Annotated in this window: 20 protein-coding genes; 9 read left to right on the forward strand and 11 right to left on the reverse strand. The window is 37.1% G+C overall.

Features of this window, described 5'->3' with window-relative positions; all coding sequences use genetic code 11:
- Window positions 1-144 precede the first annotated feature (144 nt).
- Entirely contained in the window at window positions 145-363 is a 219-nt protein-coding gene (locus DHD80_RS09375) for a hypothetical protein (RefSeq protein ID WP_251740910.1), read from the forward strand.
- Window positions 360-1,070, forward strand: a complete 711-nt coding sequence (locus tag DHD80_RS09380) for a hypothetical protein (protein WP_251740911.1) — start codon at window positions 360-362, stop codon at window positions 1,068-1,070. The genes DHD80_RS09375 and DHD80_RS09380 overlap by 4 nt, the downstream gene beginning before the upstream one ends.
- 13 nt (window positions 1,071-1,083) lie before the next feature.
- On the opposite strand, the gene DHD80_RS09385 is transcribed toward DHD80_RS09380, so the two are convergent.
- The 10 genes from DHD80_RS09385 to DHD80_RS09430 all read right to left on the reverse strand — a co-directional run bounded on the left by DHD80_RS09385 (window position 1,084) and on the right by DHD80_RS09430 (window position 10,347).
- The gene (locus DHD80_RS09385; protein WP_251740912.1) at window positions 1,084-1,557 is read right to left on the reverse strand and encodes a cupin domain-containing protein; all 474 of its coding nucleotides are present in this window, start codon (window positions 1,555-1,557) and stop codon (window positions 1,084-1,086) included.
- 11 nt (window positions 1,558-1,568) lie between these two features.
- Window positions 1,569-2,570, reverse strand: a complete 1,002-nt coding sequence (locus tag DHD80_RS09390) for an alpha/beta hydrolase (protein WP_251740913.1) — start codon at window positions 2,568-2,570, stop codon at window positions 1,569-1,571.
- Between the two features lie 66 nt (window positions 2,571-2,636).
- Window positions 2,637-4,328, reverse strand: a complete 1,692-nt coding sequence (locus DHD80_RS09395; RefSeq protein WP_251740914.1) for a carboxylesterase family protein — start codon at window positions 4,326-4,328, stop codon at window positions 2,637-2,639.
- Window positions 4,328-4,801: a cupin domain-containing protein gene (locus DHD80_RS09400; protein ID WP_251740915.1), complete on the reverse strand. Its 474-nt coding sequence runs from the start codon at window positions 4,799-4,801 to the stop codon at window positions 4,328-4,330. The genes DHD80_RS09395 and DHD80_RS09400 overlap by 1 nt, the downstream gene beginning before the upstream one ends.
- A gap of 11 nt (window positions 4,802-4,812) precedes the next feature.
- Entirely contained in the window at window positions 4,813-5,898 is a 1,086-nt protein-coding gene (locus DHD80_RS09405; protein WP_251740916.1) for an alpha/beta fold hydrolase, read from the reverse strand.
- 117 nt (window positions 5,899-6,015) lie between these two features.
- A complete protein-coding gene (locus DHD80_RS09410) occupies window positions 6,016-6,705 on the reverse strand; it encodes a carboxymuconolactone decarboxylase family protein (RefSeq protein ID WP_251740917.1) in 690 nt (229 codons plus the stop codon).
- A gap of 3 nt (window positions 6,706-6,708) precedes the next feature.
- On the reverse strand, window positions 6,709-7,326 hold the full coding sequence (locus DHD80_RS09415; RefSeq protein ID WP_251740918.1) for a flavodoxin: 618 nt from the start codon (window positions 7,324-7,326) through the stop codon (window positions 6,709-6,711).
- Window positions 7,327-8,307: an aldo/keto reductase gene (locus DHD80_RS09420; protein WP_251740919.1), complete on the reverse strand. Its 981-nt coding sequence runs from the start codon at window positions 8,305-8,307 to the stop codon at window positions 7,327-7,329.
- A gap of 3 nt (window positions 8,308-8,310) precedes the next feature.
- A complete protein-coding gene (locus tag DHD80_RS09425; protein ID WP_251740920.1) occupies window positions 8,311-9,453 on the reverse strand; it encodes an aldo/keto reductase in 1,143 nt (380 codons plus the stop codon).
- A 45-nt stretch (window positions 9,454-9,498) separates the two neighbouring features.
- Window positions 9,499-10,347: an aldo/keto reductase gene (locus DHD80_RS09430; RefSeq protein WP_251740921.1), complete on the reverse strand. Its 849-nt coding sequence runs from the start codon at window positions 10,345-10,347 to the stop codon at window positions 9,499-9,501.
- A gap of 169 nt (window positions 10,348-10,516) precedes the next feature.
- Between DHD80_RS09430 and DHD80_RS09435 the strand changes: the two genes are divergently transcribed.
- From DHD80_RS09435 to DHD80_RS09465, 7 genes are all read left to right on the forward strand, one after another.
- Window positions 10,517-11,413: a helix-turn-helix transcriptional regulator gene (locus DHD80_RS09435; RefSeq protein ID WP_251740922.1), complete on the forward strand. Its 897-nt coding sequence runs from the start codon at window positions 10,517-10,519 to the stop codon at window positions 11,411-11,413.
- 54 nt (window positions 11,414-11,467) lie between these two features.
- Window positions 11,468-11,971: an asparaginase domain-containing protein gene (locus DHD80_RS09440; RefSeq protein WP_251740923.1), complete on the forward strand. Its 504-nt coding sequence runs from the start codon at window positions 11,468-11,470 to the stop codon at window positions 11,969-11,971.
- A 5-nt stretch (window positions 11,972-11,976) separates the two neighbouring features.
- Window positions 11,977-12,891, forward strand: coding sequence for a helix-turn-helix transcriptional regulator (locus tag DHD80_RS09445; RefSeq protein WP_251740924.1), 915 nt, complete (start codon window positions 11,977-11,979; stop codon window positions 12,889-12,891).
- A 275-nt stretch (window positions 12,892-13,166) separates the two neighbouring features.
- The gene (locus DHD80_RS09450; RefSeq protein ID WP_251740925.1) at window positions 13,167-14,003 is read left to right on the forward strand and encodes an RteC domain-containing protein; all 837 of its coding nucleotides are present in this window, start codon (window positions 13,167-13,169) and stop codon (window positions 14,001-14,003) included.
- Window positions 14,004-14,324: 321 nt separating this feature from the next.
- Window positions 14,325-14,609 carry a helix-turn-helix domain-containing protein gene (locus DHD80_RS09455; protein ID WP_251740926.1) on the forward strand — a complete coding sequence of 95 codons (285 nt, stop codon included), beginning with the start codon at window positions 14,325-14,327 and terminating at the stop codon, window positions 14,607-14,609.
- Between the two features lie 4 nt (window positions 14,610-14,613).
- Complete coding sequence (locus DHD80_RS09460; protein WP_251740927.1) at window positions 14,614-15,366, forward strand: hypothetical protein; 753 nt, start codon at window positions 14,614-14,616, stop codon at window positions 15,364-15,366.
- Entirely contained in the window at window positions 15,350-16,012 is a 663-nt protein-coding gene (locus DHD80_RS09465) for an ATPase (protein WP_251740928.1), read from the forward strand. Before DHD80_RS09460 ends, DHD80_RS09465 begins: the two co-directional genes overlap by 17 nt.
- Window positions 16,013-16,116: 104 nt before the next feature.
- On the opposite strand, the gene DHD80_RS09470 is transcribed toward DHD80_RS09465, so the two are convergent.
- Window positions 16,117-16,749: an N-acetylmuramoyl-L-alanine amidase gene (locus tag DHD80_RS09470; protein ID WP_251740929.1), complete on the reverse strand. Its 633-nt coding sequence runs from the start codon at window positions 16,747-16,749 to the stop codon at window positions 16,117-16,119.
- Between the last annotated feature and the right edge of the window lie 96 nt (window positions 16,750-16,845).

A 16,845-nucleotide genomic window follows, 5' to 3' on the forward strand; every position in this document is an offset into this window, starting at 1 on the left:
ACCAAAAGCGCAAATTAAAAATCGTAACCAGACTCAAAAAAAATATTGCTAAATTGGAACTCAAACCAGAAGATTTGGGGTTTTTACCAGGTTTAATACAAAACAACATTTGACGTTAGTCAGAATTATAAAAACCCGAATGTAATGTTTAGAAATACACCGACTAAATGGTTGGATGAACTTTATGGATTTGATTGGGACAGTCAGTTAGATAGTGATATAGGTATCATCTATACACACGTAAATCAATTTACTTCAAACCATATTTATCAGACCAAGGGCTTAGGACTGCGTATTGAACGTGAAGCTGTAACTAAAAAACAAGATGAAGGTTTAACCGAAAAAATTCAAAGCCTTACTTGACACGCGAAGGTACTTGCAGAATATGCGGCAAATTTGGCAAACTAACGTTTGAGCACGTTCCGCCTCAGAGCGCGTTCAACACTAACCCCGTATTTTTTCAGAAATCAGTACATCTTCACGATAAGAAAAGTCCCCTGTATGGAAAGCGTATTCGCAGTAATCAAGGTGCTGGCGGCTATTATCTTTGTAAATCTTGCAATAACCTAACAGGTAGTTATTATGGGGAAAGTTATAAGAAATTTGCCTACATAGGAATGATGGCCTTGACTAATAGAATCTGGGCATCAAAAATTATAACCTTTGAATATGCCATACAACCGTTAAATATTTTGAAACAGGTATTGTCAATGTTTATGTCCATTGACACGAGCGACCAACTTTTAAATTTAAAGGGGCTTTCAGTATTTATTTTGGATAAAAATTCCAATGAATTACCAGATAGTTTAAGGGTTTTTATCTATCATACAGCAACAAAACAAGTCAGAAATGGCTGGGGAATGGCAAGAACCGAAAAAGGTACTCACTTCCTTGGGGAAATTACTTTTCCGCCTTTTGGCGTTGTTTATGCATTGAATTCTGAACCTACTCGAAAAGATTTTTATGAAATTACTGACTTCAAGAATTATCAGTTTAATCAAACTGTTCAGACAAGATTGAAAATCCCTTTTTTGACACCCAAAACTTATATTCCCGGATTGTATCTTTAGAACGAAATATTAATTATTCTAAATATTCTTCATCCGTAACAACTTCCAGCCATTTAGTAGGTCCATCAACCCGACTTGTAATCGCAACTTGAATGAATTCTTTATCCTCTGATGCTCCGTGCCAATGAGGAATGTTAGCAGGACATTTTACTAAATCTCCTTTCAGTAATATTTTTTTTGGACTACCTTTCTCCTGATAATAACCTTTTCCATCAATTGCTAAAATGATTTGACCGTTCGGATGTGAATGCCAATTCGTTCTTGCCCCAGGTTCAAAAGTGACATTTCCAACAGAGTTTTTATTTATACTATCTGCATAAACCATCATTGATAAGTAAGCATTACCAGTAAAATTATTGTTCTTAATTAATTCCCCTTTTGGAAAAACCAAAGATTGTTGGACTTCAGCATTATTTGTTGGTTTTTGATTGCAAGAAAATAGTGCAGCTCCAACCAATAATATGACTAATCTATTTTTAAAATTCATTTTTTTAGGTTTTAAAGATTTGTTTGATAAAATTCAACCAATTTATTTACTGCTTGTGATACATATTCAGGCTTCCAATACGTTTGGATATGTGTTGCACCATCAATTAAAAATAATTCTTTGGTTTTAGCATTAGTTGCTTTTGGAAAAGCATCTAAAGTCAAGTATAATGTTTGCGCCTTACTACCTGCTATCATTAATAGTGGTTGATCGATGAGGTCAATGTTGTCAGTAGCATCCCAAGACATTAAATCCATCAAACTGCTTGTGGTATAAAGAAAAGTTGAATTAGGATGTGCGTGGGTTCTAAAGTAATATTCATACCCTTGTCTATAAAAAAGTGTTGAAACTTTTGCTAATTCTTCATCGGTAATACCATCTACGCCAGAATACATAATCTCTTCACCCGAAGCTTCCTTTCTTCTTGCATCTGAAGCCTCTTGTAACCTTTTTTGAATTGTATTGGTTTGAGAGTTTAAAAAACCATTTCTTCTAACAACTCCTGTATTAAACATACTCAAAGTTGCTACCGTTTTAAATCGTTTATCCGATTGTACCGCTTTCAGCGTATAGCCACCACCACCGCAAATGCCTAAAGCTCCCAAACGCGCGGTATCTACCCCTGGATATTGCAAAATAAAATCTGCCATACCGTGAATATCTTCGGTTCGGAATTGCGGTTTGTCGGTGTGACGTGGTTCACCACCACTTGCGCCTTGATAAGCTGCATCGGCTGTAATGGAAATATAACCGAGTTCTGCTAAACGTTGGGCGTATAATCCGGCTGTTTGCTCTTTTATACCTCCATTGGGGTGTGCAATTGTTATTGCAGGATATTTTTTTGAAGGGTCGTAATTAGCGGGTGTATAAACATTTGCTGCAATATCAATACCGTTCAACTTGTAGGTAACGGGATGAATGTTTACTTGCTCTTTTACGTTCTCGGTTATGGCACTGGCATAGACCAGACCGAAATCATTTTTAATCCTATTTTGGGCTATTGCTGTGTTCATAAAAAATAAGCATATAAGAATTTTAACTGTCCTAAATTTCATTTTGATATTATTCTTCGCTGTTTTCTAAATACCTCTATTTTGTAGTTTCGTCCTGATTTTTACAGCTTTCTCAATCAAATCCAATCTAACTTGTCTAGTATCTGATTTGCCTATAATTTCACCGTCTGGCTGTATCTCTAAAATCTGATTGTTCTCTGTATTGTATTGGGGCCACACGGGTAAACCATCACCGTTTGGATTACCGCTTTTTGCAAAATTTGCCCAATATGCATTCATTATATTGGCTATTATTTCATCTGTCGGGGATATTACAGGATTTCCCCAACGTGCATTCAAAGTATTGAAAACGTATGAGATGTCAGTACCGTGCCCAGCTCCATAGGGCATACGTTCTTTCATAGGATCAGAAACATAATCAAAATGAAAGACATAAGTAGGTTCACCGGCTTCAAAAAAGGTATTGGCTGCAAAACGAGCTGGTTCACCCCATACCCAATCTGTATTGAACTTTGCAATAACCTCGACAAATTCTTTTTTATCCTTTGGATCGTAAGCCATTTTCGCTTTATCAGCCAAATCTCCAAACAAATTGAAGAGCTCTTCTTTTGTAGCACTATTGTTTACGAAACTCCCGCCAACCTCTGCACTGCAAGACCCTATCATTAAAGGCACTTTGGCTTGTCTACCGGTATTGTATGCGCTTTCGGCGGTTTCTACAACAAGCCTACCATCAAGTATAGGTCCAGAATAGATACGAGGACCTCCTTGTCCATCGGTTTCTTGACCGCTATCCACAATTTCCTCAACGGGTAAAGCTCGCAGTCTTGCCAATGCATCTGCATCAAATCCTTCAATACCGTGTTTTTTGGCAAAATTAACTCCTATGGTTTCCGCAGAGATTTTATAAAAAATATCAGCATTTTCATCCCGGATGGGTCTGCCTGTTAGCACACCATCCCTTGAACCCCCAGAATGACTTATAGCTTTTTGAAATAAACCTTGCGCACTTGGTATTGTTAGTAGGGAATGTACCGATACACCACCTGCAGAAAAACCGAAAATAGTGACATTTTCAGGGTCTCCGCCGAATGAGGCTATGTTTTTTTTCACCCATTCTAGTGCAGCAATTTGATCCATATAGGCATAACTCCCTTTAGGTTCATCAGGATGCTCTTTACTGAGGGCAGGAAAGGCAAAATGCCCCAATCTACCTAATCTATAATTGAATGTAATTAAAATTACCTGCTGTTTAGCAAATGCATCACCTGCAATTCCAGAACCAGAACCGCTTCCTCCTGTAAAACCTCCCCCGTGTATCCAGACCATTACGGGTAGTTTAGCATCTTTAGAAAGTTTTTCAGGTTTCCAAATGTTGAGATATAAGCAATCTTCAGAGGAACCTTCGGAAATAGTTCCTGGCTCACCTCCCCAGCCCGATTGAGCACAATTAGCTCCATAATCGGAAGCATCCAATTCTCCTTCCCAAGGTTTTACTGGTTGTGGCGGTCTCCATCTCAATTCACCAACAGGTGGTGAAGCATAAGGAATTCCTTTAAAGGACACTACACTTTCTTCAATAACCCCTCGTACTTTTCCTTCATTTGTCTGGACAACTTCGGCATATAAATTTTGATCTTCCTTTTTTTGGGCTGTAACACTCCCGATAAAAAGAAGTATCAAAATCAAAGAGTATTTTATTTCAGTTTTTAAAAGTACCACTGCAACTATTTTTAAACATTCTATTTTATGTTTCATTATTGATGAAGTTTTTTCGCCACGTTATCATAGTATTCTTGGGTTAAAACCTCTGTCCAGGTGGTTGGTGTATCTCCACCGTATATTGCCAAGTACGTGACATCACTTTCTTTGGAGGAAGAGTGCCAATGCTCTACCTCTTTTTCACATTTAAGAATATCGCCCGCTTTAAGTATGATTGGGTCTTTTCCTCTTTCTTGGTAATACCCTATTCCTTCAACATAAATCAACACTTGCGTTGAGGCGTGTTTGTGCCAGTCGAGTGTAGAATTTGCCTTAAAATTAGCTTTAGTAATGTGAAAGTTCAAGTCTCCTTCAACCTCTAAAACGCCGTTTAGCCAAGCTTCACCGATATAATGTGTGTTGGGAGCCTTAAAACCTTCGTCGTGAAACGAAGAAATACTATACTCTTCTGTTTGTGCGGAAATAAATAGTGGAGCAATAAATAAAAATGTTGCAATTAGATTCTTCATTTGTGTAAATTTTAATTTAATCCTTTTTCTTTGAGCCAATCATACATTAATTGTGCTATCTCTTTATTATTCAAGTCCGACATAGGAAAATGAGTATTACCCTTTATACCCTTTTCAGGCAATACGACAAGGGTTACATCACCTCCAGCATCGTTTACTGCCTTTGTCCATTTGCGTGCCATAAGTAGTGCAGCCCGCCATTGTTCTTGACCTGGATTCTTAACTTCCTCTTCAGGTATGTAATCGCCATAATAAATAACAATGGGGATCTTTGTCAGTTTCTCAAATTCTTTCATCGGTACCCCTCGGGCACGTAAAATACCACCAACATAAGGGATTGCATCAGGCACCTGAGTTTCTGGGAAAATGAAATTACTTCCTGGTTCGTAGGCCACAATCCCTTTAATATTATTCGTTTTAAGTACTGTACCCCAACCTTGACCACCACTGTGGGAGTGGGTTACCAAAACACCATCACCAACTTTATCAAATAAATTGGCCACTGCATCCATATTTAAATTAATATCCAAGGGCCCAGTATCGGGAGTGCTTTGTCGAAAAAACTGGTTAAGAGCTTCTGGGTCTTTGGAGAACTGAATATTTGGATAAAATTTTGTCCCTTCCCCCATTCGGAAAATACCAAACCAGAGCTGGTCTTCTGTTCTTGCTTCTAACATTCTAGGTTCTAAACTCTGACCTGCAAGACCTCTTCTAGGCTGATCCAATAAATAGATTGAAAAACCCTTTCTCAAAAAAATGCTTTGAAATCCTTCCCTGCCATCTGGTGTTGTTTGCCAGGTACGCATAGACTGGCCATAGCCGTGCCAGAAAAGAAGGGGTAGTTTACGAGGTTCGGCAGGAATTTGATATAAAACTGAAGCGTGATCGCCGTGGAGTGTCTGTCCTTGTGTACTTTGGTTTGTAGGATTGAACGCTCCGTGCTCAATAGGATCAAAAATACCTTCACTCTTTTTTATTGAACCCCCAACAGCAAATGTACCCTGCTCCTTAATAATTATAAGGTCTTTTCTATCTTCCTGCGCCTTGCTTGAAAAAAGAAATAATAGGAACAAAAAAGTTAATATGTATGTTTTCATTTTAATGATTTTCAATATTATAGGACAAATTTCAGAATAAAATCACATTAAAACTTATATGTATTACAGAGGTACCTACCAATGTTACAGATACAGTTATGCTTTTGCCTTAATTTCTCATAATCCTTCAATTATGTCATTGGCAGATTTTAATTTATAATTATTTAAATAAGGCTTTAAAGTTTCGACTACTTGAATTAATTGATCTTTAGTAAGGCCCTGTTTTATACAAATTCCCAAATGCCCTTTAAGCATAGGTTCTACATTGCCCAAAGCAATTAATGCTGAAACAGTAATCAATTCCCGCTGTTGAAAGGACAATACATCTCGCTCGAAAATATCGGCAAATAGATGTTCTTTTAAAAAGGTGTCAATCTCGGGTGAAAATTGTTGGTAATCGGGTTTTGTCTCTGATAATGGATTTTTAGTAAGTTCTTCCAAAACTTTTTTACCTCTCTCGTATTTTGGATTGGTATCATCAATAGGCGATGCTTCTTTTCCCAAATTGTCCTTAATACCATTGGCTTTTCGTTCATCTAAAACAGTAAGGAAGGTTCGTAAACCCATTATACTTTTAGGGAAGCCAACATAGGCATACAAATGCACCAGTTCTTCTTTTATTTGATTAATGGTCAATCCGTTGTCCAGTCCTTTGGAAAGTTCAGTTTTTAATACTTCCCAATCGCTTTTTGCCGTTAGTGCGGAAATTGAAGCTATGCTTTTCTGTTGCTTATCTAAATTTTGGTGTTGTGCATACAAACTGATATTGCATATCAATAGTATTATTATAACTCTAATTGTTTTCATTTTCTATTTTGTTTTTATACCTATTTTTTGAAGCCATTCTGATACTTGTCTTTCAACTTCAATTAGTTTCTCACCTTCCATCACGAAGAGAATTCCATCTCTTTCAATTACTCCTTTGGGAGAATATCCCTCTAAAATATTTGCATTAGGACAAAGTGCTTTTACAGTTTTAAACCCACTACCTACACCATATCCGGCATTAGTATTAAATGGAATTACTGTTTTACCATCTAAATTGTAATTTGTTAGGAAACTTTTCATTGGTGGAGGCATTTGCATATCCCAAGTGGGAAAGCCAAGAAACACAATATCATATTCATCCAAATTATTGATTTGGGTTTTTAAATCGGGTAAAAAATCTTTCTCATTTTCACTGTCCACCTGTGCAACAATTTCTTTATAGTTTTCGGGATATGGGTTTACCAATTCCAAACCTACAAGTTTGCCACCTACCTTATCTTGAATAATTTCTGCAACCGTTTTGGTATTGTTTGTTCTTGATAAATAAACGATAAGCACATTACCTTCAGTTATTTTTTTTGTTGCTTTTTGGGCACAGGCCGATACTCCCATTAGTTGCAGGATGCAAAAAAACCATATTGTGATTTTTGAAAGATTCATTTATTTGTTTACATATTTTTTAGAGTTGCCAGAATATCTTTCGCCTATAATTTCAATTTTATTTAAAGCTGTCTCAATTTGGCTTAAATCATTATGAGTCAAGTTAATTGAAGTACTACCAACATTTTCTTGTAAACGATGTTTTTTAGTTGTACCCGGTATTGGTGCTATAAATGGTTTTTGAGCTAACAACCACGCTAAAGCTATTTGTGCAGGTGTTGCTTGTTTTTGTGTTGCTATCTGCTTTACCAAATCTACCAAAGCCTGATTTGCTTTCCGGTTTTCTTCTGAAAAGCGAGGAACAGTATTCCTGAAATCAGAGGCTTCAAACTTTGTATTTTCATCAATAGCTCCTGTTAAAAAGCCTTTTCCTAATGGGCTAAAAGGCACAAAACCAATATTCAATTCTTCCAATAAAGGCAAGATTTCTTTTTCAGGCTCACGGTAAAACATTGAATACTCGCTTTGTAAAGCTGTAAGTGGCTGTTCTTTATGCGCTCTTTTAATGATGTTAACACCAGCTTCCGACAATCCCCAATGCTTCACTTTTCCTTTGGCAATCAAGTCTTTAATAGTTCCCGCAACTTCTTCAATAGGTACATTAGGGTCCACTCGGTGTTGGTACAACAAATCGATAAAATCGGTATCTAAATACCGTAATGAGTTTTCAACTACTTGTCTAATGCGTTTTGGTGAGCTATCTAAACCTTGTGTTGGGTCGCCATTTTTAAAACCGAATTTGGTTGCCAATACCACTTCATCACGAAACGGTTTTACTGCTTTACCCAACAATTGTTCGTTAAAACCTTTACTGTAAGCTTCTGCGGAATCAAAAAAAGTAATGCCTAAATCGTGAGCTTTTCGGATTAAATCAACACCAGTTTTTTCATCTGTTGGTGTACCGTAGCCAAAGGTTAAACCCATACAGCCCAAACCCAGTTCGGAAACTTCTAATCCTTGTCCTAATATTCTTGTCTTCATTTTCTAATTTTTTAATGGTGCTTCTACTTTAGAGAATTGCAATACAAATTCAGGCAATCTCAATCCTTTAATCTCGATAGCATCAATTTGACTGTTCAAGCTATTCAATTCTTCAGCAGTAAACTTTATGTTATCTGCTCCAATGTTTTGCTCCATATGCGCCATTTGTGTAGTACCAGGTATCGGAACGATAAACTGTTTTTGAGCCTGTAACCAGGCTAACGAAATTTGAGCTGGTGACGCATTTTTCTCTTTAGCCCAAGTTTTAATAACATCGACTAATTTCAAATTTTGCGGTAAATTTTCAGGTGAGTAGCGAGAGGTATTAGCACGAATATCTGAAGTCACAAAACGTGTTTGTTCGTCAATATTCCCTGTGAGAAGTTGGCAAGCTAATGGCCACCAAGGCACAAAGCCTATTCCTAATTCTTCACATAGTGGTATTATATCAGTTTCTGGTTCTCTCCAAATCATAGAATATTCATTTTGAATAGCTGTAAGCGGAAGTTCAGCGTGAGCACGTCTTACCGTTTGAAGTCCAGGTTCTGATAATCCCCAGTTAAGTACCTTACCTTCATCAATTAAATTTTTTACAGCTCCAGCTACATCCTCAATAGGTACTTCTGGGTCAACTCTGTGTTGATAAAGCAAATCGATTCGGTCTGTGCGAAGTCTTTTAAGCATTCCTTCGACAGCTTTTTTTATATGTTCGGGTTTGCTGTTTAAACCAGGTAAACGCTGTCCGGTTTCTAAATCTATGTTCCATCCAAATTTTGAAGTAATCACAACATCGCTTCTGAAAGATTGAATTGCTTCGCCCAGAATTTTCTCATTCTCAAAAGGCCCATAAGCTTCGGCAGTATCAAAAAATGTTACGCCTTTATCATAAGCCGCTTGAAGAATTTTAATCATATCTGGTCTGTAAGGTACAGTTGACGTGTATTTGCGGTGCATATTCTGAACACCCATACCAATGGCAGAAACTTCAAGGTTTCCTAATTTTCTTTTACCTGAAAGTACAACCGATTTAACGCCTTCTTTGTTTTTCTTTTCTTCATCGGTGCGCGATGCCAATAAAGATGATGGTACTAACGCAGAAGCAAAGGTTGCCAATCCTGCTGTTTTTAAGAGATTTCTACGATTCATTGTATTATGGTTTTAGGATGTTAGAATTTATTTATACGTTAAGAACTAATATCCTGCCCAAGTTTTAAATTGCTCAACCATTTTTACATCTCTATGGTCAAAGAATTTAGTTGTATTGGTGTTTAATGTTGAAATGGCATCCATATCTTCGTTAGAAAGTTTAAAATCAAAGACATCAATATTTTGTTTGATTCTGGAAGGTGTAACCGATTTTGGAATAACCACAATATTTCTTTGAATCATCCAACGTAAAGTAACTTGTGCAACAGATTTTCCATATTTCTTACCAATGTTGGTCAATAATTCATTTTGGAAGAAATCGCCATTACCCTCTGCAAATGGTGCCCAACTTTCGTGTTGCACGTCATACTCGACCATTACCTTGTTATCTTCTTCTCTTTGGTGAAACACATTGGTTTCAATTTGATTTAAAGCAGGTTTGATTTCGTTAAAACTTATTAAATCTACTAATCTATCAGGATGGAAGTTGCTCACGCCAATAGCACGAATTTTACCTTCTTTGTATAATTCTTCTAAGGCTTTCCAAGAACCATACACATCGTTAAACGGTTGGTGCAATAAGTACAAGTCTAAGTACTCTAATTGCAGTTTTTCCATAGAGTCTGCAAATGCTTTTTTTGCCTTTTCATAACCATAATCGGAAACCCAAAGTTTTGTTGTGATGAATAATTTCTCTCGCGGAATACCACTTTCTTTAATAGCATCACCAACTGCTTTTTCGTTGCCATAAGCTTGAGCTGTATCTATGCTTCTATAACCCGCTTTTAGTGCTTCTAACACACTTTTTTTACATTCTTCATAATCTGAAATTTGAAAGACACCATATCCGAGAACAGGCATTTCAACTCCGTTATTCAACGTTATATTTTTCATTATATATGTGAATTAAAATATTGGTTTTTATGACATTACAAAATTAAGAAACCATTCCCGCGTTGTGGTTATACCAATTACAGATGCACCTACCAATATTACTGATATCACTTATATATTAGTTATTTAGAAGTGCAATTGACTATTTTTGAATTGTAATTCTGAAGATATGAAAGCAATATATAATTTTGATTCGGTTGCCGACTACAACAAATTCAATCAGCACGAAACATTGCATCCTTTGGTGAATATCATCGATTTTTCAAAAGCCGATGTTCGTACTGGCTCTAAAATGTTTTTTAACCTGTATTGTGTGTTTTTGAAAGATGTAAAATGCGGTGATTTAAAGTATGGCAAACAAACTTACGATTACCAAGAAGGAACTTTGGTATTTGTGTCTCCAGGTCAGGTAATTGACGTTTTGAACAAAACCGATGCTTATCAGCCAATGGGACACGGCTTGGTCTTCCATCCTGACTTGTTATTGGGAACTACGTTGAGCAATGTTATTCACAACTATAATTTTTTCCACTATAATTCCAATGAGGCTTTGCATATCTCCAAAAAGGAACAGCACATTGTTTTTGATTGTTTCAATAAAATAAATTTTGAATTACAGCAAGGTGTTGACAAACACAGCAAAAAGTTGATTACAACCAATATTGAACTGTTTTTGGATTATTGCGAACGTTTTTATGACCGCCAATTTATCACAAGGGAACACGTAAACTCTGGCGTTTTGGCCAAGTTTGAAATGCTCTTGATTGATTATTTCAATTCAGAAAAACCTGAAGAAATAGGTTTTCCTATGGTTCAATACTTTGCAGAAATAATGAATTTTTCGCCTAATTATTTTGGTGATTTGATAAAAAAGGAAACAGGCCACACGGCGCAGGACTATATACAAGCCAAAGTTATTAATATAGCTAAGGAACGGGTTTTTGACCTTAATAAATCCATAAGCGAAATTGCCTATGAAATGGGTTTTAAATACCCTCAACACTTTACTAGGCTTTTTAAACAAAGGGTTGGTGTTAGCCCGAGTGAGTTTCGAAATTTGAATTGACACTTTAGATAAAAAGGCTAAAGATTATTAGGTTATAGGTAGTTTAATTTTTTAATGAGCATACCAAAAATGATATATATTATTACAACTGGTGGCACCATCGAAGGACTGGATTATATAGATGGTAAAGGAATCACCCAATCAAACATTACTATTCAAGGTTTTCTTGAGAAAGCAAATATAGATTTTGATTACACCATTGAAAGTGTACTCAAAAAGGATAGCAGAGCTATAACAGATGAGGACAGAGCGCAGTTGGTTTGGAAGATTAAAGAATCTGCCGCGACAAAGATTTTAATTACTCACGGTACTTTCACGATGGAAGATACCGCAAAATATATAGGAAAACTCAACCTGAATAAAACCATTGTACTGGTTGGGTCTTTCATTTTAGGTTCATCTGCAGAGACAGATGCACCGTTTAATTTAGGCTATGCACTGAGCTCATTACAGCTTCTAAAACCGGATGTTTATATTGCTATGAACGGAAAGATTTTCAATTGGAACAATGTTTCAAAAAATTTAGAAACCAACAAATTTGAGCGCAATGACCAATAATATAAATGTTTGGCACATCAATACATTGGACCACATTCTTCTATCTTTTAACAGATACGGTCATTGTATTGCTCACGTTTTATTTTTCGAGAAGAAATACACGTAGTAGCCTTAGACGCTTTCTATATCTAGGCATCTTATTCATTGCCTACAATGCAACTGGCGGTTTTTTACCCGTCAGCAATTTCCCTGGCCCATTCATACTACAATATATCATTACGTATGGCGTGGCTATTGCATTGTGCGTTTACATTGTTTACTACCTTTACAAAGAATATGATATCGTTGTATTAAAATTCAACTCTTCGATTAGAAATCTTGCATTGTTGGCAAGTGGCAGTTACGTTGTTCTTTTTTTGATGCCTTATTTTCTGACGGATTCATTGGATGCATCTCGCTTTCTTTTTACGATTCCCATATCCGTATTGGCCTTTATATTTCTCATTATTTTCTATCGTCGTATTTCCAATCCAAGCAACCCGAATGCCTTTATCTTAAGGCGAAACAAACTGTCTATGGTAAGTGTAGCAAGTATAGCCCTGTTACCCATCTGCACCGTAATAGGTGATTATCAATGGATAACCTTTACCGTAATGAACTTGGCTTTTTTTGCCATTACAGCCATAGAGGTAGACAGGTATCTGTACTTTTTGGAAAACAATACCCGAATGTATGAAGTGTTTGCCCTGAAGAAAAAACAACGCGAAGAATCTTTAGAGCGCAAGATAATCTATGAGGATTTAACCCGACGGGAAATAGAAGTAGCACTTTCAATACTAAGCAATTTAAGTTATAAAAATATTGCCAAAGACCTGTTCATTGCCGAAAGCACCGTATCAAAACACGCCTCAAACATCTTCAAAAAAACTGGTGTGAAGAATCGCCGTGAATTCTTAAAGCGATTTCGTAAAAAAAGATGAGAAAATTACCTCGGAAAGAATCCCTGTGAATTCAGCGTCTCACAGGGTTTCCGTAGAAAAATACGGCACGTTCCGTAATTAAATACGGTGAGTTTTCCTTGTACGTTTACGAAGTAAAATTATTTTAGTGAGAGTTCCATAAAATACACCAATGAGCCACAAAATAAATGACCCGTGGCATTCATTTATACCGTTTTGCAGGACTATGATTTCATCAAACCAACCGTAACAACTAAATCCCATTTCTATGGTTTCATATCAAAAAACACCTGCTTATGGACTTTCGATTATTAACACAACAACTAAAAAAAGAACTCAATGATATAAAACTTCAAAATGAGAGCATTCTTGAAAGGGCACACCGTTCAATTGGGCTATGTCGTGATTCATTGAGCACACTTAAAAAAGAGGTCTTGGCACAAGGCTTTGAATCCATACAAGAAGAAATCCATTTTTTCAAGGTAATTAAACAAGTTGCGCTCGTTGAGTTAATTTATTTTTCTGAAATCCATTCTTTTGAAATCCAATTCCCAAAAATCGACCTAAAAAGCCAGCTTAAATCCATCAAAAAGAAAAGCAACAAACTCAATCGATTCTTTCTCTACAATCTCGATTTTGGCAGGTATATCGAGTCTGGACAAACCCACTTTGACAAAGAATATTACACTCGTGATTATCTCAATGGATACCATATCACACTTTCCAGATTCTACTTCCAGGACCCAGAATTTTGTACAGCAAGAGATATGTTGCTCGGCAAGTACAATGCCTATAAATCCTTGACAAAATATTTAGTGGACAAGCAAAATAGATTGAAGAACGGACTGAATGGAAATGAGATTTCCGTTTCTAACACCGAAAAAATGCATTGGCCTTTCAGTAATACGGACTATGTGGAACTCATTTATGCGCTTCACGCTAAAGGGCTTGGCGCTAAAAACAATCTGAGCATTGTTAAAATTTCAGATAATTTAAGCCAGCTTTTTGATGTTGAGCCAAAAGACATCTACAAAACCTATCAGGACATCAAATACAGGAAAAAAAGCCGGACGCTTTTCCTTGATGAGCTGTCCACTTCCCTTCTTTCTGAAATGGACAGAAGCGAGAAATAGTAGCTTGTACCAGCTATTTATACTTCTAATCCAAAGGTTAAAAAAAGACCGTAGTACGGTTGACCTACGGTGATTTCATTTTGCCTTATTTACCATAAAATTCAGTTCGTTTTGAGTGTAAGTTTCGGAATTAACTCTATTAAATAATACCAAATCACACCAAAATTCAAGATGTTAAATTTTCACCGTACCACGGTCGTACTGGGGAAGAAAATCCATTAATCCACATCAAATTTGTAGAACGAAAGTCAAATTGGGTCAGGGGCTATCAAATTAGTTGACAGCGATGCGATAGTCCCTTTCTTTTAAAATCCTTCTATTATGCCGACAAGTATCATTACCACAGACGACCTTCGGGAATTCAAGATGGAATTGCTCGATGACATTAAAAAGCTGCTAACCAATCAAACCAAAGGAAAGCTCAAAAAATATCTCAAATCTTCGGAAGTAATGGATTTGCTTCAAGTAAGTCCAGGCACGCTTCAAAATCTTCGCATCAATGGCACATTACCCTACACAAAGGTGGGCGGCATTATCTATTACGATGCAGAAGAAATTCAAAAGGTTATGGATGCCAACCGTGTGCACCACGCATTAAATTCCTGATGTTATGAACTACATAAAGCTACTCAATGCGGCTTTTGAAACGTTCTATTTTGATGACCGCCTAAATCCTACCCATATAAGTCTGTATATGGCGCTGTTCCAAGAATGGAACAGTTGCCGTTTTATGGACGAATTCTACGTAAACCGCAGGGAACTGATGCGAGTGGCCAAAATTGGCTCAAAATCTACCTACCATCGATGCATAACCGAGCTTCACACTTGGGAATACCTATCCTATTTCCCGTCCAACAATCCATACAAGGGCAGCAAAATCAAGATGTCCATTATTGGGACAAGTGATGAACCAGTTTCGGGACAGTACAATCCCATATTGGAACAGCTTGCGGAACAGTACTATCCCAGAGGTGTACCGCTTGAAGGACACCACCATCCCAAAAATGGACAAGTAATGAACCAACACCGTCCCACCAATGGACAAGCATTGGTATCTAATACAAACAATACCAAACAAGAAAACTATATAAAACAGCCAAAGGACTGTCTGGCTGTCGTTGATTTTTTTGAAGAAAAGAATTTTGATAAAGCTGAAGCTGAAAAGTTCTACCAGCACTACGCTGACCGAGATTGGCAAACAGGCGATGGTGAACCGATTCGCGATTGGCGAGCTGTGGCCATCAATTGGATGGACAGGACAGAATTATTTGACGCTGAAAACAAACCAAACAAAAAACGAACGTCCCAAATCAAGGACAACTTGCGAACCACTAAAACAAAAGACTATGGACAACCCCTCTAAAATTACCGAAGGCGGCGTGGAATATTCGCTGGGAAAATTTGATGGGAAAAGCGTGTTATACGACTTCCCTAAAATTTTGATTTACCTGAATGCCAAAGGCAAGCTATTGTTTGGTAAAAAGTTTAGGATTTATGACGAGGACAAAGGCATTCTGTTGAAGCTCTGTTCTTATTTCATAAAGGACAAGGAAAATTGCGAAACCTACGGCATCGACGTGGATAAAGGCATCTTGCTTTCTGGACCGGTAGGTTGTGGAAAGACCAGTTTAATGAAATTGCTACGGCATTTAGTACCCTTGCAACGACCTTACGAAATGATTCCCTGTCGGAATGTCACATTTAGTTTCAATCATCTTGGCTTTAAAACGGTTGAGGAATATGGCAACACCAAATTTTATTGTTTTGATGATTTGGGTGTCGAACCCGCTGGAAGATTCTACGGTAAAGATTTGAACGTTATGGGCGAAGTGCTATTATCGCGATATGAGCTCTATCTCGATACCAAACGAAAAATCAAGACCCACGCCACAACCAATCTCAACGCCGAGGAATTGGAAGAACGTTATGGTAACCGAGTCCGTAGCCGTATGCGGGAACTCTTTAATTTGATTGCTTTTGATAAAGGGGCTGGGGATAAAAGGAAGTAGCTCAATTTCTGAAGGACTTATACAGCAGAATCACTTCTGAGATGAATTGTAACACAATATCCTTTAAGCTCTTGGTTAACTCTAAAAATAGTTCTTTCATAATACTAATATTTTTGAAGGGATTGTAATATGGTCATTGCAATAGGTTGGATGCCATTGGAATCTGAAATATACTTGCCTTCATCCTCATTACTCAAAAATCCCAATTCCAAAAGTACAGAGGGACAATCATCAATAGTTTCCCGAAGCACCTGAAAGTTGGCAAACTTTACGCCTCTACTTTCAAAACCCAACTGCTTATTCAAGTCAGCTTGCAACTGAAATGCCAACCAAGGAGCGTCATTACTATATTCAGATTTCTGATTTGCTACATACACTTCCACACCTCTCGCATTTGGATTATCCGAATGGTTACTATGCAAGGACACAAACAAATCAGCTTTAAGGGCTTTAGCCAACTTCGTTCTATCAAATAAAGAAATGAGCGTATCGGTGTACCTGGTCAAGTAAATATCTAAAGGGGTATCTAATTCATTATTTAGCTTCAGAATGGCATTTGCAATATTGAGCGCAACATCCTTTTCTTGGATGCCATTTATACCGATTGCACCCGAATCTTTTCCACCGTGTCCAACATCAATTACAATTCGTTTTTGAGTACTCGTTTCCTGTCCGAAAACGATGCACATTTTCAAAAGCAAAAAGACAAAACTGACGTTTTTGAGCACTTTTTTCATTTTCAATTTTCGGGTTATCAACAACTTCACTTCAAAAATCCATAGCATTTGATGCCAAATAATAGCAACGGAATTCAAACAAAACCAAATAATATT

This window comes from Gramella sp. AN32 (assembly GCF_023718305.1).
In the GTDB taxonomy this organism is placed as follows: domain Bacteria; phylum Bacteroidota; class Bacteroidia; order Flavobacteriales; family Flavobacteriaceae; genus Christiangramia; species Christiangramia antarctica.